Below are 26,624 nucleotides of genomic sequence, written 5' to 3'. Positions count from 1 at the left end.
GGAGGAAACAAAACGGAGGTGGATCATCATGGAAATCAATGTAGTTGGAGCCGCAACAGCAACAGTACTTACGGCTGAGACAGAAGGACTTCTGGATCATGAAGTATATAACGGAAAGGTGACAGAAAAAGCGCTTGAAACAAAAGAAGCGTCTGCGGCTTGAGTACGAAATAAATAAATGAATGCTGGCTTGGAGGCGGAAGCCTCTGGGATATATATCAGGATTAGTGCGGTAGTATATTTGGGAATTTATCAAAGATAAACTCTGACGACTCATATGGCGTCAGAGTTCTTTTTTTCATATAATAAAAAGATGAAAGAAATTATAGTTGAAGAAAAACACATTTATATTTACGGCGAAGGGAGCGCTTCTGCTCCACTGGTGATCACTAACACATTTCAGGGGGATGGTAGCAGTGTTTACAGCGCTCTTTGCTCGATGACAGATAAAAAGGTAAACCTTGCTGTCATAAGTGATGTAAACTGGGACGATGAGATGTCGCCATGGGAATGCCCGCCTTTAAATAAAAATGTAAGTCCATGTACAGGCGGCGCAGATAAATATCTTACAAAACTGACTGATAGCATAATTCCTGCAATTAAGAAAGAACTTGGTGCCGAACCGGAATATATGGTCATAGCCGGTTATTCTCTGGCGGGATTATTTGCTATCTATAGCCTGTACAAAACGGATATTTTTTCAAGGGCTGTAAGTGCGTCAGGTTCCATGTGGTTCCCTGATTTTATAGAATATACCAGGAAGAATGAGTTTTGCAGAAAGCCTGACAAGGTCTATTTTTCTCTGGGAGATAAAGAGGCACATACCAGAAATGCGCTGCTTGGCACAGTGGAAGATAGAACTAATGAGATTTATGGTCATTACAAAGATGAGGGGATAGATACTGTCTTTGAGATGAATCCGGGCAACCACTTCAGGGATGCAGATATAAGGCTTGCTAAGGGTATTGCCTGGATTTTGTGACGCATGCTTCACAGTTACTCATATTGTAATGTGTTTTATCTGTTTGTTTTGAAAAAAAGGTTAAGAAAGAATAAAGATGAGTGTTATTATTGCAAACATAATTGACTTTGTTGCTGCTATGGTTCAGGTTGGATCAGGGGCTATAAAGAAAAAAAATAAGATACTTGTTGTTCAGATAATCCAGCTCTTGATGCAAGCGGTCAGCATGCTCCTTCTCGGAGGTGTGACAGGTGCAGTAAGTAATGTATTGTCATGCTTTAGAAACTATCTCTGCTATAAAGAAAAGCTAAACCTCGTATGGAAGATCGTTCTTATCGCTGCATCTATAGCTATGACTATTGCTTTAAATGATCAGGGCTTTCTTGGGATAATACCCGCTGCAGTATGTACTGTATATATTATCTTCATGGATATCAAGGATCCTGTTAAGTTCAAACTTCTTGTAACACTGTCTTTTGTGCCATGGATGTTTTATCATTTTATTTTGAAGTCCTATACCGGAGCAATCTTTGATGCTGCTACTGTTGTGACAAATAGCATAACACTCGTGGGGATGATCAAAGAAAAGAAAAAGGTGGATAAAAAAGCATTTGGAGGTTACGATGAGCATTGTAGTTAATTTGCGTTACAAGGGAACAAATGGCGCAGCAAAAAGATTTGCTGAGGAGATGATCAGCAGTGGAACAGTTGATAAGATCCGGAATGAAGCAGGAAATCTAAGATATGAGTATTTCCAGTCCTTGGATGATCCGGAAACAATTCTTTTGATAGACAGTTGGGAGGATCAGAAATCCATTGATGTTCACCATGCTTCACCTATGATGAATACGATCATGGAGCTTCGCGAAAAGTATAATCTTCATATGACTGTAGAAAGATTTAAACCTGATGATGGCATGCCTGAGAAGGATACAAATTTCATAAGAAAATAGACGAATTTGGATTATAATATTTATAATATTGCGAAAATGATGTAAATCATGAAGCAATTCGTTTATTATATGAAAATCTTATGGAGGGAATGACTTATGAGACTGTTGGGAAATATTATATGGATTTTATTAGGCGGCTTGTTAAGTGCAATCGGATGGTGGTTCATGGGAATTGTCTGGTGCATTACTGTAGTGGGAATTCCCGTAGGAATCCAGTGCTTTAAGCTATCATCTATTTCGCTTAATCCATTTGGGAAAGAAATTGTTAATGACGGTGGAACAGGATCTTTTCTGTTAAATATCTTGTGGCTCATCTTTTCCGGATGGGAGCTGGCATTAGGAAATGCTATTATCGGATGCCTTTTCTGCATCACAATTGTGGGAATTCCATTTGGAAAGCAGTTTTTCAAGATTGCTAAAGTTGCGTTGATGCCTTTTGGCGCCAGAGTTGTAAGAGAACATTATCTATAAAGACGATGAAAACCAGGCTTAAAAACCTGGTTTTCAGTTTTTTGCATAATAAAAAAGTAAATAAGAAAAGCTATTCTGAGGCGTAATACTTCAGAATAGCTTTTTTTCATTAATGTGTTGACAAATATAATGATAATAAGTATATTGAATATATATTCAATGAATTGAAATTCAATATTATAATGAAACGGGGATAAAGATATGAAAAAAGTAGTGATTATAGGTGGTGGAATAGCAGGGCTTTCAGCAGGTATCTATGCGAGACTTTGTGGAATGGATGTTGAGATTTATGAGAAGAACGCTGTTCCGGGTGGCGAGTGTATGGGCTGGAAGAGAAAGGGATTTGTTATTGACAATTGCATACATTGGCTTACTGGTACCAAGAAGGGAACCGAACTCTATGATGTCTGGAAAGAGGTTGGAGCTCTTATGGATGACACAGAATATGCGCCTCTTGATTCTTTTTTCACCTCATGTCACGGTGGCAAGAGAGTAACTCTCTGGGCTGATCTTGACAGGACCAGAAGGGAACTTTTGGAGCTTTCTCCTGAGGATAAGGAAGAGATAGACAAATTCATTGATTATGTTGAATACTCCAAGAAATGCGTTATGCCAGCAGCCAAGCCTCTGGATATGTTCGGTTTTATGGACTACATTAACTACGGCAGGGAGATGGGGCAGTTTGTGCAGGTTATGAAGGAACTTGGGGATATCTCACTGGCGGAATACAGTAAGAGATTCAAGTCACCACTTATCAGAAAGATGCTCTGTGATTACCTGCCTGGGGACTACACAGCATATTCACTTCTTGTTTCTTACGCTACTATAGCGGACGGTAACGGTGGTATTCCTATTGGAGGTTCACTGGAAATGTCTCTTAGAATGGAGAAGCGCTTCAAGGACCTTGGAGGCAGGATTTACTACAACAAGCCGGTAGAGAAGCTTAATATAGAAAAGAAAAAGGTTGTTTCTATGCTACTTGAGTGTGGTGCAACAGTCACAGGTGATGAGTTCATCTGTACCGCAGATACTGCAGTTCTGTTCAAAAAACTTCTTGATGAGAAGTATATGCCAAAAATCTATAAAAAAGCATATGAGTCTCCAAAGGAATATCCTGCTACAAGTGGTTTTCAGGTTGCTTTTGCCGCAGATAAAAAATTTAATCCCGGAGAGACAGTATTTATTGACATTGAGCCTCTTAAGGTTGGTGCAGGTACTTTTGACAGAATGTATGTTAAGGTTTACGGTTATGATGAGACCTTTGTTAATGGAGACAGACAGGTGATGCAGACCAACATAATCCAGAGTGATTCGGATTATGAGTGGTGGAAGTCTCTTTCAAGGGATGAATACAACAGAGCAAAAGAGAAACTGGTAGAGGCGGTCAGAACGAGGATAGAGGCTGCATTCCCTGAGACTAAGGGTACACTTGAGTACCTGGATGCCTGGACACCTCTTACCTATGAGAGATATTGCAACGCATACCACGGCAGCTATATGAGTTTTGTAACTACACCAGGCAACAAGACTATCAGAGTGAGGGGAGACATAAAGGGTATCAGAAACCTATGTTTTGCAGGCCAGTGGAGCAGCCAGCCGGGCGGACTCCCTGTAGCAGTTACTAATGGTAAATTCGCAATTCAGAGAATGGTTGGCAAAAAGGAATTTGAGGAAAGAATAAATGACCAGAGAAGAGCAGAAGGAAGAGAGAAGGAAAGCAATACTTATGACAGCACTGCAGCTGTTTGTAGAAAAAGGGTATCATGAAACCAAAGTAAGTGATATTGCCGCTGCAGTTCCAATGAGTACGGGACTTATGTTTCATTACTTTAAGTCCAAGGAGGAGCTGCTTGCAGCCTTGGTTGCTATGGGTGAGCAATATACAAAGGCTACTGCCGGTGGCGATGGTATCCCCGCGGATGCGTTTCTTAAGGGAATGCTGGATGAGCTCTTTAAATATGCCAAGTTGCAGCCTTTTGTCAGCAATATGTTTGTACTGATGGCCCAGGCCAGAAGAGCCGGAATGCCTGAGGATATCAGAAAGATGGCTATGTCTGTGGAGGCGGTCGATAACACTGCCAAAGTAATCAAGAGAGGGCAGAAAGAGGGCTCTTTCAGAGCGGGAGATCCCAAACTCCTGGCACTTTGTTTTTGGTCAGCCTTCCAGGGCATAATGGAAGAGATGACTATAGATAAAAACCTTGAAACACCTGACTCCGAGTGGATAATGGGAATTTTACGCAAATGAATCAGAGGCATAAAGTGAGTAGAATATTACGACCACATCATGGGATGTGTTTTCAGTTTTATGAAGGCAAGGGATATAGTGAGGATTTCACTGATCACATGGGCAGGATAATAAGAGAGATGGAGACTGATCCGCTTCAGAAGATCAGGCTGAAGGTTGAGACAGATATTGTATGTGCGAACTGTCCCAACAATATGGCAGGAGAGTGCTCTACATTTGATAAGGTAAAAAGATATGACGAAGAAGTCCTTAAGAAATGCGGGTTGACCTGTGATGACGAAATCTCTTTTGCCGAGTTTACTGAATTGGTAAGAAAGAAGATCATTTACGCAGGAATCAGAAGTGATATATGCGGTGACTGTAGTTGGGATTATATCTGCAGAGAAAAAGAGCAAGGCTGTTGATGGATGCAGAGAAAAAGCAGTTAAGTTTGCCAAGAGATATATCTGAGTCTTGCAGGAAATCTGAGGGTGCCAATTTCATTTAAATGTACTATAATCTTCGAGGATAGTTGATCCATATTAGAATTTAGAAAGGCATGGTCATAAAAGTGAGAAAAGCACGTTCAGAAAAAGAAGCAGCAATGAGGGAGAAGATGATCCCGGAATTGTATGCTAATGAATATAATAGTTTTATAGGTTTTGAGATTATGGAGCTGAGCTCCACATACAGCAAAGCCAGAATTAAAGCTGATTCAAGATTACACAACACCTACGGAAGTATTCATGGTGGTGCACTGCTCTCATTTGTAGATGCTATGGCAGGAGCAACAGCCAGCATGAGTGGATATTACGCAACAACAGTATCTGCTAATCTTAACTTCCTATTGCCCGCAGTAAACACTGAATACATATACTGCGAATGTATGAAACTCAAGACAGGTAAGCACATCCTCGTATTTGACATAAGAGTTACAGACGATGAAGGAAATCTACTCGATAGTGGTGAGTTTTCATTTTTTGCAAGTAAAGTACCTGTTCTTGGCGACAATTTGAAATTTGGTAAATAATATAAATAAAAGCCATTCCCCTGTTTGATAAACGTAAGCGATAGAGGAATGGCGTTTTATTATTTGAGATTTAAGGTTTCTCCAAGTGAGAGAACCGCATTTCTTACACAGTCCGGGCATTCGCATAGAACTTTGCCAGTGTTTATTCCCTTTAAGTCTTTGCATATCGTAGCGCCGCATTTGTCATTAAACTGTGCAACGATCTCCTTGGAATACCTGGGGGTTCCTGCGCCACCGGTTATCATTCCGGCAGTCATTACTGCACCAATCAAAGCACCGCAGGTGCTCTCCATGCAGCCCATGCCTGCTGCAAAGCCTGAAGCAAGTTTGGATAGTTCTTCCGGGGAAATATCGATAACATCTTCGAAAACTTTCAGTACTGACTGAGTACAGTTACATTGTCCGGTTGCCTTTAAATTTGCTGCTAAATCAGCTCTTTCTTGTAGTGTCATAAATTTCATCTCCGTTTTCTAATAATCTGTTTTAGTCACTTAGCCTTTAATTTGCATATTCCCTGTGTCATAGTGCCCATTGGACAGAAGGTACACCAGGTTCTTTCTTTATATAGTACCATGACGATCAGCCCTATCAAAGTGGATGTCAGCATCAGGCTGTAAAAGCCAAAGCCAAACTGAGCTACCCAGTCCGGAAGAATACTTCCGGAATATGCCTGTTTCCAAGGCACTTTGAATGTCCAGAATAGTTTAATAGCCTTGTGCAAGCTGTCAGCTCCTGAAAATACCAGATATGTCTGGAATATCATGGTTCCGAACATGGTCAGGAAGAATACCAGAAAACCGTACCTGAACCATTTTGAAGACAGCCACTTAGGTGCAGGCTTTCTTCTCGAGAGTTTGGCTTTTCTTCCAAGTACCCAAAATAGCTGGCCTCGTCCGCACATATTGTTGCAAAACCACTTATTACCGAAGACTGCAGCAAATATTAGCGGAAGCACAAAATCAATCATGCCAAGCCATGCAAAGAGAATATTGAAAAAACCAAGAGCAAAATAAACTATGCTCCAGATCCATAAATAATTGTACCAATGGGTTTTCTTCTTGTTAGCCATTTATCAGTTCCTTTCTATCAGATCAATTGCTTCAGCGGGGCAGGCTTTTTGGCACAGCCCACAGCCAACGCATAATTCTTCATTTACATTTGCATAGCAGCCTCTGTAAATCGAGATAGCCTCTCTGGGACATTGAAGTCTACATACACCGCAGGCTACGCAGATGTCTGTATTAACACTTGCTTTCTTTTTTGCCATAATTATTTCCTTTACACTTGACATTTATATGTGAGACATGCTTATTATAGGTGGTAAGAAAAATATATCAAGTACGCAAAATTAATTAACCTGGTAAGGAAAAAATGACTATGAGAAAAGAACCTTTATGTGAAGAAATTGCAGGAGAAGGCTGCGGATTAAAAAAAGTATTGAATATAATTGGCGGTAAATGGAAGATTATGATCCTATGCGTTATAGATAATAATGAAGTTGCCAGATATGGTGATTTAAGGCGCTCTGTTTATGGCATTACCAACACCATGCTCGCACAATCTCTCAAGGATTTGGAGACTGATGGGCTGGTATGCAGGACTCAGTACGATGAAATGCCTGTGAGGGTTGAGTATACACTCACAGAAAAAGCAAAGAGCCTGATTCCCATTCTTTTGCAACTGAAAAAGTGGGGCGAAGAAAATCTATAGGGTGTATCATAGATATGAAAGAGATTGGTTTATTGACGAAAGAATAAGGGAATAAGATAAAATGAGTGAAATTTGGGAAATACTGCACAGACCTGACACGGTTGTGTTTTTTGATATTGACGGCACACTGACAAGCTACAACTATGGCAAACATCACGCTCATCATGAACTTGATGGAAAACCTGAATTTAGAGATGTAAATATATATGCGGATTGCAAGAGACTTAAACCGCTGTATGATTATATTAGTGGCCATGATGTTAACCGACTTTTTTGCATATCAAGAGAACCGCATGGACACGAGGAATGGAAATCTGAGATGGTCGAGAGACTATATGGTATTCCGGCATCTCACTGTTTTTATACACTGGAGGCCAGAGAGAAGCCACAGATTGTTATGAACAAGGTAAAAGAGCTGTTTCCGGACATTTCACCTGAGTCTGTAGTGCTCATGGATGACAATGACGATACTCTTGGGATGTATATGACACAGACTCCGTTCTGCACAGCGCATCCTATGTTATTTATGGAGAAAATGTAAGATATCGCAAAACGGCAGATTTAGATTATTGCTGGCGGGATTATTAAGGAGAAAGAAAATGGAAACCTGGTATTATGTAGTAGAGAGTATTGACGGCGACTATGCCAATCTGAGAAGAACTGATATTGAATCAGATGATCTTAAACTGGTTGCAAGAGCTCTTTTGCCGGAAAATATAGCAGAAGGAACACAGCTCAAATACGAGTTTATGCAGTATTCAATTGTGTGAGTGCGGTACGAAACTCAGCATATTGTACTTTTTTTAAAAGAAGAACAAAAGAGTTATGAGGAGAGGATTATTATGAAAAAGTTTTTTATGCCACTTATTTTGTCTGCAGTTGTTTTAGTTTCTGCGTGTGGAACTGCAAAAGATAATAGTGCGTCGCAGGCATTTTCTAAAGAAGAGGTTTCTAATACCATAACAGAAGATGAGGCTTATAATGCGGTAATTAACTATAATAAGGCAATTGATCCTGAATTTGACGCCGGAATTAATACTGAAGGATATACAGAATACTGGGATGTTTCTACTAATGAAGATGGGCAGATAGTTGTATTGTATCGTTCCTACACGGCTGCTCAGATCCGTTACTATGTAAATCCAACTTCTGGTGAGACCTATATTACTGAATTTGTTCCCGGAATAATTGATGAGGAGCAGAAGACCGGTGAAACCTTTAATGCAAGAGATTATTTGACAGAGCCGTGACAGTAAAGTATTGTATCTTCAGAAAAACTTTACGAAAGGATTTGTAAATGAATAAGAAAAACGTTCTTGTTGCACAGTCAGGGGGACCAACTTCCGCGATCAATGCGAGTCTTGCGGGAGTGTTGAAGGCTACGATCGACTCGGATAATTATGATCGATGTTATGGGGCTATTAATGGTGTTTTGGGGGTGTTATCAGAAAATTACCTTGATCTTACCGATAAGGCAAAAGAGGATTCGGATTTCATTAAACTTCTAAATCAAACTCCTGCTATGTATTTGGGAAGTTGCCGTTTTAAACTTCCGGAGTACAGGGATGATGATTCTTCTTACTCTTTTATTTTTTCACAGTTTAGAAAGCTTAATATTGGGGCCTTTTTCTATATTGGCGGCAATGACAGTATGGATACTGTTCTCAAGTTGTCGAATTATGCCAGAGAAATCGGCTCAGACGTTAAGATAATCGGTGTTCCCAAGACTATTGATAATGACTTGTGCAACACAGATCACACACCGGGCTTTGGTTCTGCAGCCAAATATATTGCAAGCTCTTTGCTTGAAATTGCCCATGATACATTTATCTATGCAGTTAAATCTGTTACTATTGTCGAAATAATGGGGCGTGATGCCGGCTGGCTCACAGCAGCGTCAGCTCTTGCCAGAAACGGCTATTCTACAGCGCCGCATCTTATTTATCTTCCTGAAGTTCCTTTTGATAAGGAAAAATTTATCTCAGATGTTCGCCATGAACTTTCAAAACGAAATAACGTAATAATTGCTGTGTCCGAGGGAATTAGGGATAAGGACGGCAACTACATCACATCCAGCAAGGCTATGGCAGATACCTTTGGACACCAGCAGTTGTCAGGTGCAGGAAAGGCTTTGGAATTTCTTGTAAAAGAGAACATTGATGTCAAAGTTCGTTCCGTAGAGATCAATGTACTTCAAAGATGTGCGGCTCATTTGGCAAGTAAAACCGATCTCGATGAGTCTTTTGCCCAGGGTAAAAAAGCTGTGGCTCTTTCTGAAGAAGGACAGACAGGCTGCATGGTTGTGCTAAAGAGAATTAGCAATGCGCCTTATCAGGTAGAGTATAGCTATGCACAGATCAAAGATATTGCAAATGAAGCCAAGTCTGTTCCTGTAGAGTGGATAAATAGGGAAGAAAACGACATAACAGAGGAATTTATAGAATATCTCAGGCCGCTTATTGTTGGGGAGGCTGAGCATTATTATGAAAATGGAATTCCAAAGTATTTGGATATTTCACACTTAAATCAAAAGCATTAAGGAGGGTACGGTATGAAGGCACTATTTATTGGCGGAACAGGAACTATCAGCATGGGAATAGTAAAGAGACTTGCTGAGGATCCTTCGTGGGAAGTATATCTTCTCAACAGAGGCAACAGGAAAAATGAAGTTCCTGCATCTGTTAAGCAGATTACTGCAGACATTGGCAATGAAGAAGATGTCAAAAAGAAACTTGAAGGTATGACTTTTGATGTAGTAAGTGATTTTATAGCATTTGATGTCAGTGCTGTGGAGAGGGACTATCGTCTTTTTGAAGGAAAAACAAGGCAGTATATTTTTATCAGTTCTGCGTCTGCCTATAATAAGCCTGCAGCTTCCTATGTGATAACTGAAGGAACAACACTTGCTAATCCGCACTGGGAGTACTCCAGAAATAAGATTGCATGTGAGGAGTTTCTTTTGTCAAAATATCGTGAGAACGGCTTCCCTGTTACGATTGTAAGACCAAGTCACACATATGATGAGAGACATATTCCGCTTGGAGTGCATGGTAAAAAAGGCTTTTATCAGGTTATAAAGAGAATGCAGGAGGGAAAACCTGTTATCATTCAGGGCGATGGATCTTCTCTCTGGGCTGTTACCTTTAACAGTGACTTTGCCATTGGTTTCATTGGACTTATGGGAAACAGACATGCAATTGGCGAAGCCTTCCAGATCACAGGAGATGAGATCCTTAGCTGGGATCAGATATACAAGACAGTTGCAGATGCATTGTCAGTAGAACTAAGGCCCTACCATGTTTCATCAGATTTACTGAGTGAAGTGGGCAAGGAATATGGTTATGACTTTGAAGGAGAGCTGCTGGGAGATAAGGCAGTTTCTGTAGTTTTTGATAACAGCAAGGTGAAGAGGCTCGCTCCACAGATGACTACAAATATCCCATTCCACAAAGGGGTTCGCCGGGCTCTTGACTACATATTATCTCATCCAGAGGAATATGAAGAAGATCCGGAATTTGATGCATTTTGTGACAAGGTGATTGATGCGCTTGATAATGCTAAAAAGGCAATAATATCATCAGCTAATAAGTGACTTCACGAAATTTTATAGAAAACTTAATACAATTTTAATAGGCTTGGTACAGCAAGGAGGGTAACATGAAGTAGATGTCTTTTTTATGAGGAGGGGGAAATGAATAAAAGAGGGAAATTTGTACCGATAGTGCTGTGCCTTGGCTCATTGTTATCTGCATGTGGGGGAGAGGAAGCATTTGGCAAGGCTTCTGATAATATCCCGGTAGAGATTGTTCTGGAATCGGACTATGATAATAATGGTCAGCAGAGCAGCCAGCTTGGGGCATATAACATAGTTGCTGATGATACTACCGGAGCATTTTCTGAAGAACAGGCCTTTAATGCTGTAAGAAACTATTACAAGAGTATTAATCCGGATTATGATAACAACCAGGATATGGGTGATTACTGGGATGTCTCAAGAGGTGAAAATGGAGAGATAGTTGTGACATACAGATCATACACCGGCTCTATAAACAGGTATTATGTGGATGCGATTTCAGGCAACACTTACGTTACTGAGCAGGTTCCCGGGATCATAGAAGATGAGCAGCTTACAAGTGAAAACTTTAATATTAAGTATTATTTGGTTGCAAGAGGATAAAGAGAAATGATAATTGCTCCTAAGTTGGTGATTGATCCGACTTAGGAGTTTTTTCGTTATAATTGAAATTGCTACAATAACTATGGCAAAATTGATATGTATACCGTAATTCTGAAGAAATTCAGTATCCTATAGTAATTGCAGGGGGAATTATCATGAAGAAAAAGAAAGAGCTCTTTTCGTATATATTCATAATAATCGGAGCCATAATGGCAAGCTTTTCTGTTGCACTTATTCTGCTTCCAAATGATGCTATTGACTATGGCACTGCAGGTGTGGCTATTATTATCAGTAAGTTGTCTGGAATTCAGCTGTCGGTATGCGTTCTTGCCGTATTCATACCCTTTATTGTGGCGGGATACGTCTTTTTGGGAAGAAGCTTCACCATAAAGGCTGCGCTTGGCTCTCTGGTCTATACGCTGGGACTTGAGTTCTTTGAAAATATTCCATTTGAGCTCAGTACAGAGCATTTTCTGGCGGTGGCATTTGGCGGAGCTATTCTGGGGGCAGGACTGTCTCTGATACTCAGGAGCGGCGGTTGTATAGATGGTTCTGAGATTCTTGCCAATATTATAGTTAAAAAGTTATCTGATAAAACAGGACGAAACTATAGTATGACGCCTGTTCTTTTGGCATTTAATGCGATAGTCTATATGACAGTTTTTGTTGTTATAGATGTGACGGCAGCTCTTTTAAGCCTTCTTGTCTATGTGGTGGCAACAGCTGTGATAGACCACTATACCGATCACTTTGAAGCTATTAAGCAGGTGACTATAATTACGCAGGATCCTGATGGGATCATAAGGGATATCAAGGACAAACTGAATAAGACCTGCACTATCATGGATTCAAGAGGAGCCATTGCCGGAGAGAATAACACGCTTATATGCTATATCAGCTATTTTGAACTTCCTATAATGAAAGAAATAATTTCAACACATTCAGGAAGTTTCAGTACGGTTTCAACAATCGATGAAATATTGAGATGAGAAAATCAGGAGAAGTTTTTTATGAAAGATCAGTTTTTAAGAACACAGTTATTATATGGAGAGAACGCAATGAAGAAGCTTGCTGACTGCAGAGTTGCGGTCTTTGGAGTAGGCGGAGTAGGTGGATATGTAGTAGAGGCTCTTGCAAGGAGCGGAGTCGGAGCACTTGATATTATCGATGACGATAAGGTTGCCTATTCTAATATCAACCGTCAGATAATTGCTACTACAAAGACGGTTGGTCAGTACAAGGTTGATGTGGCCATGGAGAGGATACATGACATTAACCCGGATTGCAGTGTCAGAGCCTATAAGACTTTTTTCCTTTCTGAAACTCAGGATCAGTTCAACTTTAGTGACTATGATTATGTGGTAGATGCTATAGATACTGTTACAGGTAAGCTGGCTATCATTGAGAAGGCCAATAAGGAGGGAACGCCTGTAATTTCATCTATGGGAGCCGGAAATAAGGTTAAGCCTTCGCTTTTTGAAGTTGCAGATATTTATGACACATCAATTTGTCCTCTTGCCAAGGTAATGAGGCGTGAGTGCAGGAAAAGAGGAATCGAGTCGCTCAAGGTTGTATATTCCAAGGAAGAACCTTTAAAACCTATGGGGATTGCTGTTGAAAATTCCGAGGAGAACAACGAAGAGACTCCGGATACAAGCAGAAAAGGCAAAGGTAAGAGAAGCACTCCCGGATCAACTGCTTTTGTACCGTCTGTTGTAGGACTGATAATTGCTGGTGAGATAATCAATGATCTTACCGGCTTTGCCAGATAAAATTTTTTTGCCAGCAGCGTAAGGTCATTCGTATAAGAGGATGTATCAATTTTCATGAAAATATAAAAGCATTTTCTTATGAAGGGTGAGGGATAAAAAATGAAAAAGAGAGCAGCAAGTATTTTAACTTTGGTAATGAGTGTCGTGATGCTCATCAGTAGCATTGGACTTACAGGATGTGGGGCGCTTAATAACAAGGCGCTGACAAATTATTGGGCAGCAGATTCTGCTGTTTCTGAGAGCCTCAGAAATTATGTGGAAAAGGTTACCAACAAAAATGACAAAGAGAACTTCATTCCGGTAAAGGATAGAATTGCAGTATTTGACATGGATGGAACGCTTACATGCGAGACATTCTATACATATTATGACACTATGATGTTCATTAATTACTGCCTCGAGGATCATCCTGAGAGAGTATCCGAGGAATTAAAGGCAGCAGCCAGAGAGATAAAGCCCGGATATACCGCAGGTGAAGAGCTTGCCAGGAACTTTGCCAAGGCCTACAAGGGTATGACTGTTAAAGAGCTTTATGACTATGCTGTAGAGTTTGGACAGAAGGAAACAGACAGCTTCCACAATATGCGTTACATAGACGGATTCTATCTCCCAATGGTAGAGGTTGTTAAATATCTATATGATAATGATTTTACTATTTATGTTGTAAGCGGTACTGAGCGCACTACTACAAGAGCCATCATAGACAATTCTCCTATTAAAGATTATGTCTCACCAGCTCATGTAATTGGAACTGAGTTTGAAGTGAAGGTAAAGGGAAATGAGGATGTATCCTCAAATATGGACTTTAAGTACGTTGACGGTGATGAGCTTGTATTTACCGGCGGATTTATACAGAAGAACTTAAATGCCAACAAGACAATCTGGATAGAGAGAGAAATCGGGCAGCAGCCGGTTCTGGCATTTGGAAACAGTGGAAGTGATACAAGTATGATGAACTATGTTCTTGATAAGAGAAATCCATATCCTGCACAGGCTTACATGATCGTTGCAGATGACAATGTAAGAGAATGGGGCACTCAGAACTGGGATGAGAAATCTGCAGCATACGCAGAACAGGGCTATATTCCGGTTTCAATGAAGAATGACTTTTTGAAAATTTATCCGGACACTGTGATAAGAGCAGATGAGCAGTATCAGGAACCGGAACTTGAAGACAATGAGGCTGCGTAAATTATTTATAATTTTTTCATTATTTTTGGTACACAAAAAGGAGTACCATAAATAGGTAGTGTATATATGAGGAGGAAAAAAGATTATGAAAAAGAAACTTATTTCAATTATTGCAGTGCTTACAATGGCATCAGCTTGCGCTTCCGGATGTGGCAGCACGCAGACACAGGAAACTACTGACAATGCAGAAGTTACAGAGGCAGCTACAGTTGAGGCTTCAGCTGCTGCAGAAGAGGCAACAGTGCAGATGGCTAATCCATGGGTGGAGATTTCTGAGGAAGAAGCAAATGAGGCTTGCGCAAGACTCTTCAAGGCCCCAGAGGGTGCAACAAATGTAACATGGCGTATATGCAAGGATTTGGGAAATCCTGAGCAGGGAATCGGACCTCTTGTTCAGCTTGACTTTACTCTTGATGATATGCCTTTCACAGCAAGAGCTCAGCAGGGCGCTTCTGAGGATGCAGATATTGCAGGCAACTACGTTGAGTGGACAGTTGGCCCTGAAGATACAACTCTCGCAAACTGGGGCGAGGGAAATATGGCAGGAAAGTTTTATCGCTCAATTGGAGATACAGGATATGTGGATATGATCACATGGTATGACGTTGAGATTGGTATATCTTATTCATTATCAGTGGCAGCAGCTGATCTTGATGGATTTGATATTCAGGCAGTAGCTGAGCAGATGTACAATGGAGAGAATGAGCCTTTTGCAGATATGCCTGCTGACTTCCTTCAGGAGCAGTCAGGAATTGTATCTTTTGCAACATATGACGACGTAATTGCAGCCTTGCAGCCTGGACAGGGTTATGCATACATTAAGCTCACCGGAAGTGACGAAGAGGTTCTTGCAGTTACAGATTTAGTGTTCGAGGCCGACCACTCTGCGTATGAAATTTCTGTTTACGCTAAGCCTAATGGCAAGGTAAGCCAGGTTGGCAATGTTTCAGGCAATGGATCAGCTTATCCATTAAGACTTGAGGATGGAATTCTTTATGCCGGAGATAATCACTCCTATGAGACATATTTCCTTTCAAAAGAGTATGTATCTCTTATGATGAAAGATTATGTCAGTGATGGTGTCAACGCAGGATCCAATGAACTGACAGGATTCACCAGAGAAAAGAACAGCTTTGATGATGAGACAACTGACTTTACAGGAACACAGGAAGACTTTGAAAATCTTTTGCAGGAAAGAGATAAAAAACCTGTTATTGAGTTTACAATTGTAGAGTGATCTTAAATTAAATGAAATGATTTATGTGTCAAAAAAGAACTGAGCCTATGCGGTTTTCAGTTCTTTTTTATTCTTACAAAGATAAAAACATAAAAGATTGATAACAATTTAATTGCATTTATATATAAAGATGGTATAATCATCAATTATAGGTTTCGATTATTGGAGGTAAGCAATGAGCAAATTTTTTGATCTGGTTAAAACCAGAAGAAGTGTCAGAACATTTGATGACCACAAGCTTGACAGAGAAGTTATAGATGAACTCAAATCTTTTTCTGAGAATATTACTAACCCATATGGTATTCCGGTAAGATTTGCTTTCCTTGATGCAGAAGAGTTTAAACTTTCCAGTCCGGTACTTGCTGGTGAGAAGCTCTATGTAAGTGCTTTGACCAAAAGGGGAGAACATGCTGCAGAAGCTTATGGCTATGCTTTTCAGGCTCTTCTCATGCATGCTCATGAGATGGGACTTGGAACAGTTTGGATTGGCGGAACAATGCCAAGAGAGAAATTTGAGAAGGCATCAGGACTTGCAGCCAATGAGATCATGCCATGCGTAAGTCCACTCGGTAAGACAGCCAGTAAGATGGGTGTAAAAGAAACTCTGATGAGAAAGGGAGTCAAGGCTGATACCCGCTTGGATTTTGAGACTCTTTTCTTCGCTAATGATTTCAAGACACCGTTAACAAAAGGAAACGCTATGGAATCCGGACTTTTTGATGCTCTTGAGAGTATTAGACTTGCTCCGTCTGCAGTTAACAAACAGCCTTGGCGCGTTGTTGTGGATTTGAAAAATAAGACAGCACATTTCTATGTCAAACATGATAAGGGCTATATCACACCGGATTATGATCTTCAGCTGATAGATCTTGGAATAGCTTTTTATAACTTTGAGCAGGAGCTTCTTGCAGAAGGAAGAAAGCCTGAGTTTGAGATAAGAGATCCGGGTATTGCTACCCCGGATCAGACAGATTATGTCGCTACCTACAGATGGTGAAGCCTGGTGACACCGTCACATTTGGAGTAGTTTTTTTATGGATAAAAAGATAGTATTTCATAAGCCTTCTTTTGATGAGGCGTCTAAGCTTGCTGCTATTTATGCACTTAGAGATAATATGACCTGCGATAGTACTGTTCTTGATACATATATATGGAAAGATCAGTATAATGCGGAAGTTTACATTGGCGATGAAGCTGCCTTTATCCTAATGAAGGATCAGGAATGTTATTTCGCAGCAATGCCATATTGCAGAGAAGAAGAGCTTCCAAAGTATTTTGGAATATTAAGGAATTATTTTAATGAAGAGTTAAAGAGCCATCTTAGGATCAATCTCGCTGATGAGGATGCCATAAAGGTTCTTGGACTTCTGGATGATCAGGACTTTGTCGTTGAGGAAGAAACCGATCTTAAGGATTACCTTTATGATGCGGACGAACTAAGAAAACTTCCGGGTAAGAAATTCCAGAAAAAGAGAAATCTGGTAAATAAGTTCATGAAGGAATATGAAGGAAGATGGCAGTACAAGACCATGTGCTGCGTTGATGAGTATTTCCTTGAAGTATTCATGGACAAATGGATAGACAAGAGATTATCTGAGGGCGTTGACAGTAGAGAAACACTTGTGGCAGAGAAAAATGGGATAATAGATATTCTCAGAAACTGCGATAAGGTAACCTACAGGGTTGGCGGTATATTTGTGGATGAAGAACTTGAAGCTTTTACAATAGGTTCTTACAACAGCAGGGAGAAAATGGTTGTCGTCAGTATAGAAAAAGGCAATTCAGAAATCCCCGGAATATACCAGGTAATAAATCAGCAGTTTCTATTAAACTCATATGAAGATGCCCTTGTTGTTAACAGAGAAGACGATATGGGTATCGAAGGACTCAGGCAGGCCAAGGAAAGTTATAACCCTATTGGATTTGCCAGAAAATACAAGGTCTACGAAAAATAATAAGAGCTGTCCATTCACGCAGGAGCTGAAAAAATAACCTTGCGTGAGTGGCTAGCTCTTTATTTATCCGGGAACCTAAATCATAATAGAAGAAGAAAACTTCGAATAGTGATTTGGGAAAGCAGAGGACTGATATGAGGATTACGGGCGCAGAGGTTTATGGAAGTGACCATAAGTTTCATAAAAAGGACTTATCTATAAAGGATGGACTGGTTACAGATGAAGTGGTAACTGATGAAGAAATAATAGATGCTTCTGGATGTTATGCTATTCCGGGACTTATAGATATACACTTTCATGGGGCCATGGGCTATGATGTTTGCGATGGAACTATGGAAGCCTTTGAAAAAATCGCTGAGTATGAGGCTGGCAGGGGAATTACAGCTATTTGCCCGGCAACTCTAACGCTTCCTGTCAGTAAGCTTAAAGAGATTCTTGCGGTTGGCGCAGAGTTTGCATCCAGAGATTATGGAAAAAGAAAAGAGACTATGGCAGATCTTGTCGGTTTTAATATGGAAGGACCGTTTATCAGCCATACTAAAAAAGGAGCCCAGAACGAAGAATACATAAGAAAGTGCGATGCAGGTACTGTCTTGGAATTTGTAGAGGCATCAAAAGGTCTTGTAAAGATAATAGGTCTAGCTCCTGAGGAAAACGCCGGATTCGAAGATTATATAAAGGCTGTAAGGGATAAAGTAAAGGTGTCACTTGCTCACACAAATGCGGATTATGATACAGCCATGAAAGCCTTTGAAGCAGGGGCTTGTCACGCGGTTCATTTGTATAATGCAATGACGGGGATGAGTCATAGACAGCCCGGAGTGGTTGGTGCTGTATTTGACAAAAGGGATGCAACAGCAGAGCTAATCTGTGATGGAATACACATTCATCCTGCGGTTGTCAGGACTTCTTTTGAATTACTCGGAACGGACAGGCTGATAATGATAAGCGATAGCTTAAGAGCTACAGGGAAGCCGGATGGAGAATATGAACTTGGAGGACTTGCTACAGTTAAGAAGGGTAGAGAAATAAGACTTGCTACAGATGGTGCGATAGCAGGCTCCGGGACTGATCTTATGGGATGCCTTCAGACTGCAGTTCTTCAGATGGGTATTCCGCTTGAAATTGCGGTGGCTGCTGCAACTATCACTCCTGCGAAATGCATAGGGATTGATAATGAGTATGGGTCTCTTGAAAATGGTAAAAGAGGGCATATTGTGCTCCTTGATAAGAAAAATCTGGAAGTAAAGCGCGTGATAAAAAGATAAAAATAAAAAAATGATAAATTGGCAACAATTTAATTGCAATAAATATAAAGCGGTGTTATAATGACTCTGCAATTACGAAAAACATTGAGTGATTCGAGGAAATAACATGACGCAGGATTTTAATATTCAGGAATATATGACAAAGGGAGTTGAGCGTGTTGTCGCAGATGCGATCAGGGCAACACTTAAGAATCCCAAGGAGAGCGCTTTTATGGCAAAATTTGCTGTGGCCAGCAAAGCTGCATCCAAGAAAAGAGCTGCCAAAGAAGAGAATGGTGAGCATGTTCCTCCATTTCTGATTGCCAGCATTACAAGTGCCTGTAATCTTCACTGTGCAGGCTGTTATTCCAGATGTAATAGTGCTACAGAAGATTCTGAGCCGGTGAATCAGCTTACCGATGATGAATGGAAGAATATTTTTGATGAGGCTGATGATCTTGGCGTAAGTTTTATTCTTCTTGCAGGCGGTGAACCACTTCTCAGAAAAGGTGTTATTGAGGCAGCAGCTAAAAAGCCGTCAATTCTTTTCCCAATATTTACAAACGGTACTTATATGACAGAGAAGTACTTTGAGGACTTTGATAAGAACCGTAATCTTGTACCGATCATGAGTATTGAAGGTGAGAAAGAGGCGACTGATCACAGACGAGGTGAAGGTGTTTATGACAAGCTTATTTCAAATATGGATGAGCTTAAGAAAAGAGGTATCATATTTGGTGCTTCAGTAACAGTTACCACCGAGAATATTAAGGAAGTATCATCAGAGAGCTTCATTAGTATGTTATCTGAAAAAGGCTGCAAGGCTATAATATTTGTTGAATTTGTTCCTGTAGATGAAGGCTCTGAACATCTTGCACCCGATGATGAGGATAGAGAATATCTCAAGGGCGAGATCATGAGACTTCGTAAAGAACACGAAGAGATGGTATTTGTTTCATTCCCGGGAGATGAGAAGACATCAGGAGGATGTATTGCTGCCGGAAGAGGATTTTTCCACATCAATTCTCATGGTGGAGCAGAGCCTTGTCCTTTCTCCCCATACTCAGATATCAATGTAAGAGATACATCTCTTAGAGAGGCGATGAAGTCCAAGTTGTTCCTGGATTTACAGGCCGGGGACGTACTTATGGATGACCACAAAGGTGGATGCGTCCTGTATGAGAAGCGTAAGCAGGTAGAAGAATTGTTATAAAGATATATCTTCAATAATGATATAGGATTGCGAAAGTGGTAATAGCCATGAGGCAATTTGTATATATTGCAGTTGTTGTTTTGTTTTTTAAGAAAGGCCGCTGTTTTGAGCGGAAAGGTGAATCATATGGAATACAAGTTTACACAGGATAATTTTGAAGCAGAAGTAATGAAGAGTGATGTACCTGTACTTATAGATTTCTATGCAGACTGGTGCGGACCTTGCAAGATGATGGGCCCTGTTGTTGATGAAATCGCCAAGGAATTTGATGGAAAGTTCAAGGTGGGCAAGGTAAATGTAGATGAGAGTCCTGATCTTGCAGCCAAGTACAATGTTATGAGCATTCCATTCTTTGCTTTTATCAAAAACGGAGAGCTTGCTGACAGCGAGATTGGTGCAGTTCCTAAGGACAGACTTGTTCAGAAACTTCAGGGACTTGCATAAGAAAATATAGCTAAGATGTTATGGAGACCATATTGAAAAATATGGTCTCTATTATATTGCAAGAAAAAATTATTTTCTTATTGACAAGAGTTATCAACTGGATTATTCTAACAATGAGTTAGACGATGCTAACTAGATGTTGCGTTACACTAACTAATTGTGCGCAGTATAACTGCATTGCACACTATATCAATCATAAAAATTTATAAATGCAATTATAATTTATTGTTGCATTTGGCTAACATCCTGTTATACTTAGCTAACAGGAGATAAGGAGGCTTATATGACACTTAATGAAGCAACACTTGGACAGGAATATATGATAGATGCTGTTGATACCGGAGCGGATGAGGAAATGGAGAGCTTTCTCTTTTCACTTGGCTGCTATAGTGGTGAGAGGATCACAGTTGTTGACAAGAAACGTAATCTGGTAGTCGCAATCAAGGACGCAAGATACAATATTGATCCTGAGTTAGCAAATGCTATCAAGATCTGATCTTATTACTGAATATTCATATGCACATAGCTGTATTTTGAATGATAAATGAAAAAGATTGCAGGAGGAAAATGTTATGAGAATCGCGATGGCAGGTAATCCAAACAGTGGAAAAACTACCATGTACAACGCGTTGACCGGAAGAAACGAGAAGATCGGTAACTGGGCGGGCGTTACTGTTGACAAGAAGGAAAGTGCTATTAAGAAGAAGTACTATGATGGGGACAAGGAACTTATTGCAGTTGACCTTCCCGGTGCATATTCTATGTCACCTTTCACATCGGAGGAGAGCATAACAAGCGGTTATGTTAAGAACGAGCACCCTGATGCAATTATCAATATAGTAGATTCTACAAATCTTAGCAGAAGCCTTTTCTTTACGACTCAGCTTTTAGAGCTTGGAGTTCCTGTTGTTGTAGCGCTTAACAAAAATGACGCCAACGATAAAAAAGGAAACGCCATTAACGAGAAGCTTTTGTCAGAAAAACTTGGATGTCCTGTTATCAAGACAGTAGCCACATCTGAGACTGGTCTTAAGGAAGTAGTTAAGGCAGCAGCTGAACTTGAAGGTAAGGGACAGAAAGAGCCTTATGTTCAGGGAAATATAGATCTTACAAATAAAGCTGAAGTTGAAGCTGCAGACAGAAAGCGTTTTGAGTTTGTTAACAAGATTGTAAGCGAAGTCGAGAATCGTAAGGCTCTTACCAAGGATAAGAACTTTGGAGATACAATTGATAACGTTGTAACTCATCCTATTTTAGGACTCTTCATTTTCGCAGCTATTATGTGGCTGGTATTCTACATTTCTCAGACAACTGTAGGAACATGGCTTGCTGATATCCTTGCAGGATGGATTGAGACATTCCAGGGATTTGTAGGTGATGCAATGGCTGATGCCAACCCACTTCTCTATGCACTTTTGGTTGATGGTATCATTGGTGGTGTAGGTGCTGTAGTAGGCTTCCTTCCACTTGTTATGGTTATGTATTTCCTCATCGCGCTTCTTGAGGATTGTGGATATATGTCCAGAGCAACTGTAGTTCTTGACCCTATTTTCAAGAGAGTAGGTTTATCAGGTAAGTCAGTAATCCCTATGATCATTGGTACAGGTTGCGGAATTCCTGCTATCATGTCATGCCGTACTATCAGAAATGAAAGAGAGAGACGTGCAACAGCAATGCTTGCAACTTTCATGCCATGTGGAGCTAAGCTTCCTGTTATAGCTCTTTTTGCAGGTGCTTTCTTCCCTGAGTCAAGATGGGTAAGCTTTATCTGCTATATGGGCGGTATCGTACTCATTCTTCTTGGTGCACTTCTTATAAAGGCTATCACTGGTATGAAGTACAGAAAGAGCTTCTTCATCATTGAGCTTCCTGAGTACAAGGTACCAAGCCTTATGTTCGCTCTTAAGTCAATGCTTGAAAGAGGTAAGGCTTATATTGTTAAGGCCGGAACTATCATCCTTGTTTGTAACACTATAGTTCAGATCATGCAGAGCTTTAACTTCAGCTTCCAGCCTGTTGAAGAAGGAATGGAGAGCACTTCAATCCTTGCAGGAGTAGCAGGACCTTTTGCTTACCTTCTTGTTCCTGTTGTTGGTATTGTCAGCTGGCAGCTCGCTGCAGCAGCAATTACAGGATTCATTGCAAAAGAGAACGTTGTTGGAACAATAGCTACAGTATTTGCAATAGCTAACCTTATTGATACAGAAGAACTTGAACTTATCGGCGAAGGAAATGCAGTAGCAGCAGTTATGGGTATCACAAAGGTTGCAGCACTTGCATACCTTATGTTTAACCTTTACACACCACCTTGCTTTGCTGCTCTTGGAGCTATGAACTCTGAGATGAAGTCAGCTAAGTGGCTGTGGGGCGCAATTGGACTTCAGCTTGCGACAGGCTTTACAGTAGGATTCCTTGTATATCAGATTGGTACTCTTATTACAACAGGTGCACTTGGAACTGGCTTTGTTTATGGCCTTATTGCAATAGCTGTATTTGCTGGTGTAATATTCTATCTGATCAAGAAGAACCAGAGAGAAATGGTTCTGGAGTACAAGCTGGATTAATAGATTTGGAGGTTCTATGGCAAATTTAATTGCAGGCGCAGTTATAGTACTGCTATTAGGATTGTCAATCGGATATATTTATAAAGAAAAGAAAAAGGGCACCCGATGCATCGGGTGCCCTATGTCCGGTAAATGTCACAAAACGAATACATGTAAATAAATATACGAATTTGAGTGGCTTTGTGTTGACCTGACGGAACTACACTCATATAATTTAACTATAGTGACTGTTAAATCCAACTCATGAAAGGATACGAATATGCCTAGAGTTAATTTATCAATAAGTCAGGAATTATATGAGCAGATCGAGAAGGCAGCCAAAAAAGAGAATGTAACGGCTAATTATTTTATCTGTGAGATGCTTGAAGAGAAGTTTGGCAAAAAGGTTGTGTATGATTATGGCGCAGCAATTGCCAGCATGATCAGCGAAGCCAGGAAGATAGAAGGGGAGTTTACCTTGTCTGACCTGGAGACCTTTTCAGATGTTAATACTGTTATTAAAGACTACAAGATTAGCGAAACACCGGCGCAGGTCAGAGCACGCCTTGGTAAGATGTTCAATGAGGCGGTCCGCAGAGGAAACGTCAAAGGTGTTGAGAGAGCAACAGTAGTCAGAAACGGTGAGGAACAGCTTAAGTTCTTGTCGAGGGCTGCTGTATATATTAATAAAGCCGGGAAGACCAGGAAAAACAGTTAATAAAGATTATACAGGCATATAGGGACAGAAATGTTGTAAAATATAGTTAAATCTTTTCCTTCTAAACGGTATACAAGATATAATAACAGTAGGAGAATTTATAAAAAGCTGGGAGAGGTGAAGACATGCAGGAACGTAGAACGATCAATCGAGTAGAGTTTTTGGCAAACAGTGTAATTGTTGACAAGGAGTCACTGAACAAGTACTACGGGCAGGTTAAGAATATCAGCCCTCTTGGAATCGCTATAACTGTGGACGAGCGTATTCCAAATCTGGTTACACGCGATGTTATAATTGTAGCTGAGACAATGATCATGTATGCAGAGGCTGTTCGTGAGGATAAGGAGAACAACGGCAAAAAATCTGTGGCATTTAAGGCGAGAAAGTTTACACCTGAAGTATTGCAGTATCTGTTTGAGCATATTGGTCTTGATGAAGGTTGATGATTTCTTTGATTGATGTATACTAAAAAAGAATTGCCATAGTTTATTTGTATTCGTATAAATGAGTGTAAAGAAAAATACAAATACAAATTTACTATAAGAATACAGGAGGCATACTATGGAGAAGAAATTATCAAGACTTTTTGATTTTCAGAAATTTGCAGAGAACAGTGAACTTGCTGATATTATTGCAGATGTAGATTCAAGATATCCTAAGGCACAGGAATTATCAGATGATGACCTTTTTAATGTTGCGGCTGCAGGTACAATGACAGGCCAGAATGATAAGAAGAAAATTAAAATCGACAAGTAATGACTGATGCATTAGATAATTAAGGCTTCAAGTTCACGACCAATATGTTAATATTGCCATGGATAAGATGATAAAAAAGGACCTCTTTTACGGAGGTCCTTTCGTGTTATAATAGACCGCAAATAAACAGGTATTGGAGGAGAGGTATGATCAACGAGAGCTATAAGAAAATGCTGGGAGCTAAATCCGTTATCCGCGAGTTGTCTGAATATGCTACGGCAAGGGGCAAGGAAATAGGGTATGAGAACGTTTTTGATTTTAGTCTTGGAAATCCAAGTGTTGCTGTTCCGCAGGAGTTTACAGATGAAATGATAAGGCTTCTGGAAACAGAAGATACAATGACACTTCATGGATATACACCAAGTCTTGGTAATCCGCTTTATAAAGAGAAGATCGCCGAGTCTCTAAATGAACGCTTTGGAATGAATTATGGCCCGGAACATATCTTTCCAACAACAGGAGCTGCAGGAGCTATAGCGCATGCAGTCAGAGCAGTGACTGAGCCCGGAGATGAAGTGCTTGCCTTTGCTCCGTTCTTCCCTGAATATGGTCCATATATCACGGGAGCAGGTCTCAAGCTGAGTGTAGTTCCTGCTGACACAGATACTTTCCAGATTAATTTTGATAGATTTCTTGAGATGCTTAATGAGAAGGTAATGGCTGTTATTGTTAATACTCCTAACAATCCTTCGGGAGTAGCTTATTCTACGCAGACTCTTACAAGACTTGCTCAGATTCTCAAGGATAAATCTGAGGAGTATGGGCACACGATATATCTTTTGTCTGATGAGCCTTACAGGGAGATTGTGTTCAAGGGAGCAGATGCGCCTTACGTTTCGAAGTTTTATGATAATACGCTTAGCTGTTACTCTTTTTCCAAGTCATTATCACTTCCCGGAGAAAGAATCGGCTACGTTGCAGTTAATCCTGCTTGTGATGGTGCTGAGTACATTGTGCCTATGTGCGGACAAATATCCAGAGGAACAGGACATAACTGTCCTCCGTCCATCATTCAACAGGCTGTTGCCAAGGTTTGCGGCATGACAGCGGATTTGTCAGTATATGAGACTAATATGAACATCATCTATGCTACTCTGGTAGATCTGGGCTTTACTGTAGTTAAGCCGGGCGGAACATTCTACATCATGCCTAAAGCCTTGGAGGAGAGCTCTATCGAATTCTGCAAAAAGGCCAAGGAATATGACCTTATATTTGTGCCCACTGATGGTTTTGGAGCACCGGGCTTTTTTAGAATGGCATACTGCATTGATACAGAGAAGGTGGAGCGTGCAATGGTCAGATTAAGGCAATTTGTGAGCGAGGTGTACAGATAAGCCGCAATATAGCTGATTGAATCTTATTCTTTTGTTCGGGAATGCGTTGACAATGCGGATTAAGGGGTGTAAACTCTATTTCGTAAACCACTTTATTGTTTTAACGAGTCACATTTCATGTTCGTGATTTTTTCTGACGAGGAGGAGAAAAAAAGATGGCTGAAGTTAAGAAGACAGTGGCAGCAGTTAAGCCTGTTGCATCAATTAAGACACCAGTAGTTACAGAAGCTAAGACAGAGGCTAAGGTTGAAGTCAAAAAGGCAGTAGAAGCCAAGAAACCGGCAGTTAAGAAGGCTCCTGTTAAGGATGCCAAGAAGCCGGCAGTTAAGAATGCTGAAACACCTGCTAAGAAGGCACCTGCCAAGAAGACAGCGGTAGCTAAGAAAGCTACTACAGCCAAGAAACCGGCAGCTAAGAAGACTGTTGCCAAGGAAGCTGCACCAGCACTTAAGACAAACATCGTTCTTCAGTATGCTGACAAGAATGTAACCTATGATACACTCAAGGAGAATGCTGAGAACGTTTATCAGTTTGATATGGGCAAGAATATTGCTGATATCAAGAAGCTTGATCTCTATGTTAAGCCTGAAGAGAATACAGTTTACTTTGTTGTTAACGACAAGGAACTTGGAAACTACGGTTTATAATTTATGATGAATTGCCCTGGGCGGTCGATATTTCGACT

36 protein-coding genes are annotated in these 26,624 nt (G+C 40.4%); 33 read left to right on the top strand and 3 right to left on the bottom strand.

The window, feature by feature from the left end; all coding sequences use genetic code 11:
* Window positions 1-28: 28 nt before the first annotated feature.
* The 9 genes from BPR_RS21480 (at window position 29) to BPR_RS13490 (ending at window position 5,642) form a co-directional block, all read left to right on the top strand.
* Window positions 29-163 carry a hypothetical protein gene (locus BPR_RS21480; RefSeq protein WP_013282049.1) on the top strand — a complete coding sequence of 45 codons (135 nt, stop codon included), beginning with the start codon at window positions 29-31 and terminating at the stop codon, window positions 161-163.
* Between the two features lie 150 nt (window positions 164-313).
* Window positions 314-982, top strand: a complete 669-nt coding sequence (locus BPR_RS13525; protein WP_042258077.1) for an alpha/beta hydrolase — start codon at window positions 314-316, stop codon at window positions 980-982.
* 76 nt (window positions 983-1,058) lie between these two features.
* Window positions 1,059-1,601 (top strand): YgjV family protein, encoded by a 543-nt coding sequence (locus BPR_RS13520; RefSeq protein ID WP_013282047.1) that lies wholly within the window; start codon window positions 1,059-1,061, stop codon window positions 1,599-1,601.
* A complete protein-coding gene (locus tag BPR_RS13515; protein ID WP_013282046.1) occupies window positions 1,585-1,914 on the top strand; it encodes a putative quinol monooxygenase in 330 nt (109 codons plus the stop codon). Before BPR_RS13520 ends, BPR_RS13515 begins: the two co-directional genes overlap by 17 nt.
* Before the next feature lie 96 nt (window positions 1,915-2,010).
* A complete protein-coding gene (locus BPR_RS13510; RefSeq protein WP_013282045.1) occupies window positions 2,011-2,385 on the top strand; it encodes a YccF domain-containing protein in 375 nt (124 codons plus the stop codon).
* 201 nt (window positions 2,386-2,586) lie between these two features.
* The gene (locus BPR_RS13505; protein ID WP_013282044.1) at window positions 2,587-4,152 is read left to right on the top strand and encodes a phytoene desaturase family protein; all 1,566 of its coding nucleotides are present in this window, start codon (window positions 2,587-2,589) and stop codon (window positions 4,150-4,152) included.
* On the top strand, window positions 4,112-4,633 hold the full coding sequence (locus tag BPR_RS13500; protein WP_242662170.1) for a TetR/AcrR family transcriptional regulator: 522 nt from the start codon (window positions 4,112-4,114) through the stop codon (window positions 4,631-4,633). Before BPR_RS13505 ends, BPR_RS13500 begins: the two co-directional genes overlap by 41 nt.
* A 14-nt stretch (window positions 4,634-4,647) precedes the next feature.
* The gene (locus BPR_RS13495; RefSeq protein WP_013282042.1) at window positions 4,648-5,037 is read left to right on the top strand and encodes a DUF1284 domain-containing protein; all 390 of its coding nucleotides are present in this window, start codon (window positions 4,648-4,650) and stop codon (window positions 5,035-5,037) included.
* 134 nt (window positions 5,038-5,171) lie between these two features.
* Entirely contained in the window at window positions 5,172-5,642 is a 471-nt protein-coding gene (locus tag BPR_RS13490; protein WP_013282041.1) for a PaaI family thioesterase, read from the top strand.
* A 59-nt stretch (window positions 5,643-5,701) separates the two neighbouring features.
* On the opposite strand, the gene BPR_RS13485 is transcribed toward BPR_RS13490, so the two are convergent.
* From BPR_RS13485 to BPR_RS13475, 3 genes are read right to left on the bottom strand one after another with little or no spacing between them, the layout of a single operon-like run.
* Window positions 5,702-6,094, bottom strand: a complete 393-nt coding sequence (locus BPR_RS13485) for a C-GCAxxG-C-C family protein (RefSeq protein ID WP_013282040.1) — start codon at window positions 6,092-6,094, stop codon at window positions 5,702-5,704.
* A gap of 35 nt (window positions 6,095-6,129) precedes the next feature.
* Complete coding sequence (locus BPR_RS13480; protein ID WP_013282039.1) at window positions 6,130-6,711, bottom strand: 4Fe-4S binding protein; 582 nt, start codon at window positions 6,709-6,711, stop codon at window positions 6,130-6,132.
* 3 nt (window positions 6,712-6,714) lie between these two features.
* Window positions 6,715-6,909 carry a 4Fe-4S binding protein gene (locus tag BPR_RS13475; RefSeq protein WP_026661833.1) on the bottom strand — a complete coding sequence of 65 codons (195 nt, stop codon included), beginning with the start codon at window positions 6,907-6,909 and terminating at the stop codon, window positions 6,715-6,717.
* A gap of 110 nt (window positions 6,910-7,019) precedes the next feature.
* Here BPR_RS13475 and BPR_RS13470 point away from each other — a divergent pair, with 110 nt between their 5' ends.
* From BPR_RS13470 to BPR_RS13360, 24 genes are all read left to right on the top strand, one after another.
* Window positions 7,020-7,352 carry a winged helix-turn-helix transcriptional regulator gene (locus BPR_RS13470; RefSeq protein ID WP_013282038.1) on the top strand — a complete coding sequence of 111 codons (333 nt, stop codon included), beginning with the start codon at window positions 7,020-7,022 and terminating at the stop codon, window positions 7,350-7,352.
* 61 nt (window positions 7,353-7,413) lie between these two features.
* On the top strand, window positions 7,414-7,893 hold the full coding sequence (locus BPR_RS13465; RefSeq protein ID WP_013282037.1) for a hypothetical protein: 480 nt from the start codon (window positions 7,414-7,416) through the stop codon (window positions 7,891-7,893).
* Between the two features lie 58 nt (window positions 7,894-7,951).
* Complete coding sequence (locus tag BPR_RS13460) at window positions 7,952-8,122, top strand: hypothetical protein (protein WP_013282036.1); 171 nt, start codon at window positions 7,952-7,954, stop codon at window positions 8,120-8,122.
* A gap of 72 nt (window positions 8,123-8,194) precedes the next feature.
* A complete protein-coding gene (locus BPR_RS13455) occupies window positions 8,195-8,602 on the top strand; it encodes a hypothetical protein (protein ID WP_013282035.1) in 408 nt (135 codons plus the stop codon).
* 47 nt (window positions 8,603-8,649) lie between these two features.
* Window positions 8,650-9,891 carry a 6-phosphofructokinase gene (locus BPR_RS13450; RefSeq protein ID WP_013282034.1) on the top strand — a complete coding sequence of 414 codons (1,242 nt, stop codon included), beginning with the start codon at window positions 8,650-8,652 and terminating at the stop codon, window positions 9,889-9,891.
* A gap of 12 nt (window positions 9,892-9,903) precedes the next feature.
* Window positions 9,904-10,944, top strand: coding sequence for an NAD-dependent epimerase/dehydratase family protein (locus BPR_RS13445; RefSeq protein WP_013282033.1), 1,041 nt, complete (start codon window positions 9,904-9,906; stop codon window positions 10,942-10,944).
* A 99-nt stretch (window positions 10,945-11,043) separates the two neighbouring features.
* The gene (locus BPR_RS13440) at window positions 11,044-11,529 is read left to right on the top strand and encodes a hypothetical protein (protein ID WP_013282032.1); all 486 of its coding nucleotides are present in this window, start codon (window positions 11,044-11,046) and stop codon (window positions 11,527-11,529) included.
* Between the two features lie 155 nt (window positions 11,530-11,684).
* Entirely contained in the window at window positions 11,685-12,518 is an 834-nt protein-coding gene (locus BPR_RS13435; RefSeq protein ID WP_013282031.1) for a YitT family protein, read from the top strand.
* A 21-nt stretch (window positions 12,519-12,539) separates the two neighbouring features.
* The gene (locus tag BPR_RS13430) at window positions 12,540-13,301 is read left to right on the top strand and encodes a tRNA threonylcarbamoyladenosine dehydratase (RefSeq protein WP_013282030.1); all 762 of its coding nucleotides are present in this window, start codon (window positions 12,540-12,542) and stop codon (window positions 13,299-13,301) included.
* A gap of 99 nt (window positions 13,302-13,400) precedes the next feature.
* The gene (locus BPR_RS13425; protein ID WP_013282029.1) at window positions 13,401-14,492 is read left to right on the top strand and encodes an HAD family hydrolase; all 1,092 of its coding nucleotides are present in this window, start codon (window positions 13,401-13,403) and stop codon (window positions 14,490-14,492) included.
* 85 nt (window positions 14,493-14,577) lie between these two features.
* The gene (locus BPR_RS13420; protein WP_013282028.1) at window positions 14,578-15,729 is read left to right on the top strand and encodes a hypothetical protein; all 1,152 of its coding nucleotides are present in this window, start codon (window positions 14,578-14,580) and stop codon (window positions 15,727-15,729) included.
* A gap of 175 nt (window positions 15,730-15,904) precedes the next feature.
* Window positions 15,905-16,726 carry a nitroreductase family protein gene (locus BPR_RS13415; protein WP_013282027.1) on the top strand — a complete coding sequence of 274 codons (822 nt, stop codon included), beginning with the start codon at window positions 15,905-15,907 and terminating at the stop codon, window positions 16,724-16,726.
* 37 nt (window positions 16,727-16,763) lie between these two features.
* Window positions 16,764-17,684 (top strand): DUF2156 domain-containing protein, encoded by a 921-nt coding sequence (locus tag BPR_RS13410; RefSeq protein ID WP_013282026.1) that lies wholly within the window; start codon window positions 16,764-16,766, stop codon window positions 17,682-17,684.
* 134 nt (window positions 17,685-17,818) lie between these two features.
* Window positions 17,819-18,952, top strand: a complete 1,134-nt coding sequence (gene nagA / locus BPR_RS13405; RefSeq protein WP_013282025.1) for an N-acetylglucosamine-6-phosphate deacetylase — start codon at window positions 17,819-17,821, stop codon at window positions 18,950-18,952.
* Between the two features lie 106 nt (window positions 18,953-19,058).
* Window positions 19,059-20,144, top strand: coding sequence for a radical SAM protein (locus BPR_RS13400; RefSeq protein ID WP_013282024.1), 1,086 nt, complete (start codon window positions 19,059-19,061; stop codon window positions 20,142-20,144).
* 126 nt (window positions 20,145-20,270) lie between these two features.
* Complete coding sequence (gene trxA, locus BPR_RS13395; protein ID WP_042257114.1) at window positions 20,271-20,588, top strand: thioredoxin; 318 nt, start codon at window positions 20,271-20,273, stop codon at window positions 20,586-20,588.
* Window positions 20,589-20,871: 283 nt separating this feature from the next.
* Window positions 20,872-21,084 (top strand): FeoA family protein, encoded by a 213-nt coding sequence (locus BPR_RS13390; RefSeq protein WP_013282022.1) that lies wholly within the window; start codon window positions 20,872-20,874, stop codon window positions 21,082-21,084.
* A gap of 76 nt (window positions 21,085-21,160) precedes the next feature.
* Window positions 21,161-23,152 (top strand): ferrous iron transporter B, encoded by a 1,992-nt coding sequence (gene feoB / locus BPR_RS13385; protein WP_013282021.1) that lies wholly within the window; start codon window positions 21,161-21,163, stop codon window positions 23,150-23,152.
* Window positions 23,153-23,168: 16 nt separating this feature from the next.
* Window positions 23,169-23,312 (top strand): FeoB-associated Cys-rich membrane protein, encoded by a 144-nt coding sequence (locus tag BPR_RS20585; protein WP_085954371.1) that lies wholly within the window; start codon window positions 23,169-23,171, stop codon window positions 23,310-23,312.
* 99 nt (window positions 23,313-23,411) lie between these two features.
* Complete coding sequence (locus BPR_RS13380) at window positions 23,412-23,849, top strand: hypothetical protein (RefSeq protein WP_013282020.1); 438 nt, start codon at window positions 23,412-23,414, stop codon at window positions 23,847-23,849.
* 125 nt (window positions 23,850-23,974) lie between these two features.
* Window positions 23,975-24,292 (top strand): hypothetical protein, encoded by a 318-nt coding sequence (locus tag BPR_RS13375; protein ID WP_013282019.1) that lies wholly within the window; start codon window positions 23,975-23,977, stop codon window positions 24,290-24,292.
* A 118-nt stretch (window positions 24,293-24,410) separates the two neighbouring features.
* Window positions 24,411-24,605 carry a hypothetical protein gene (locus BPR_RS13370; RefSeq protein ID WP_013282018.1) on the top strand — a complete coding sequence of 65 codons (195 nt, stop codon included), beginning with the start codon at window positions 24,411-24,413 and terminating at the stop codon, window positions 24,603-24,605.
* Between the two features lie 146 nt (window positions 24,606-24,751).
* Window positions 24,752-25,939 carry a pyridoxal phosphate-dependent aminotransferase gene (locus BPR_RS13365; protein WP_013282017.1) on the top strand — a complete coding sequence of 396 codons (1,188 nt, stop codon included), beginning with the start codon at window positions 24,752-24,754 and terminating at the stop codon, window positions 25,937-25,939.
* Window positions 25,940-26,094: 155 nt separating this feature from the next.
* Window positions 26,095-26,586: a DUF6465 family protein gene (locus tag BPR_RS13360; protein WP_013282016.1), complete on the top strand. Its 492-nt coding sequence runs from the start codon at window positions 26,095-26,097 to the stop codon at window positions 26,584-26,586.
* The last annotated feature ends 38 nt before the right edge of the window (window positions 26,587-26,624 follow it).

It is taken from the genome of Butyrivibrio proteoclasticus B316, assembly GCF_000145035.1.
In the GTDB taxonomy this organism is placed as follows: Bacteria; Bacillota; Clostridia; order Lachnospirales; family Lachnospiraceae; genus Butyrivibrio; species Butyrivibrio proteoclasticus.
Note: the sequence above shows the minus strand (reverse complement) of the source record. Positions and strands in the feature narration are given on the sequence as shown.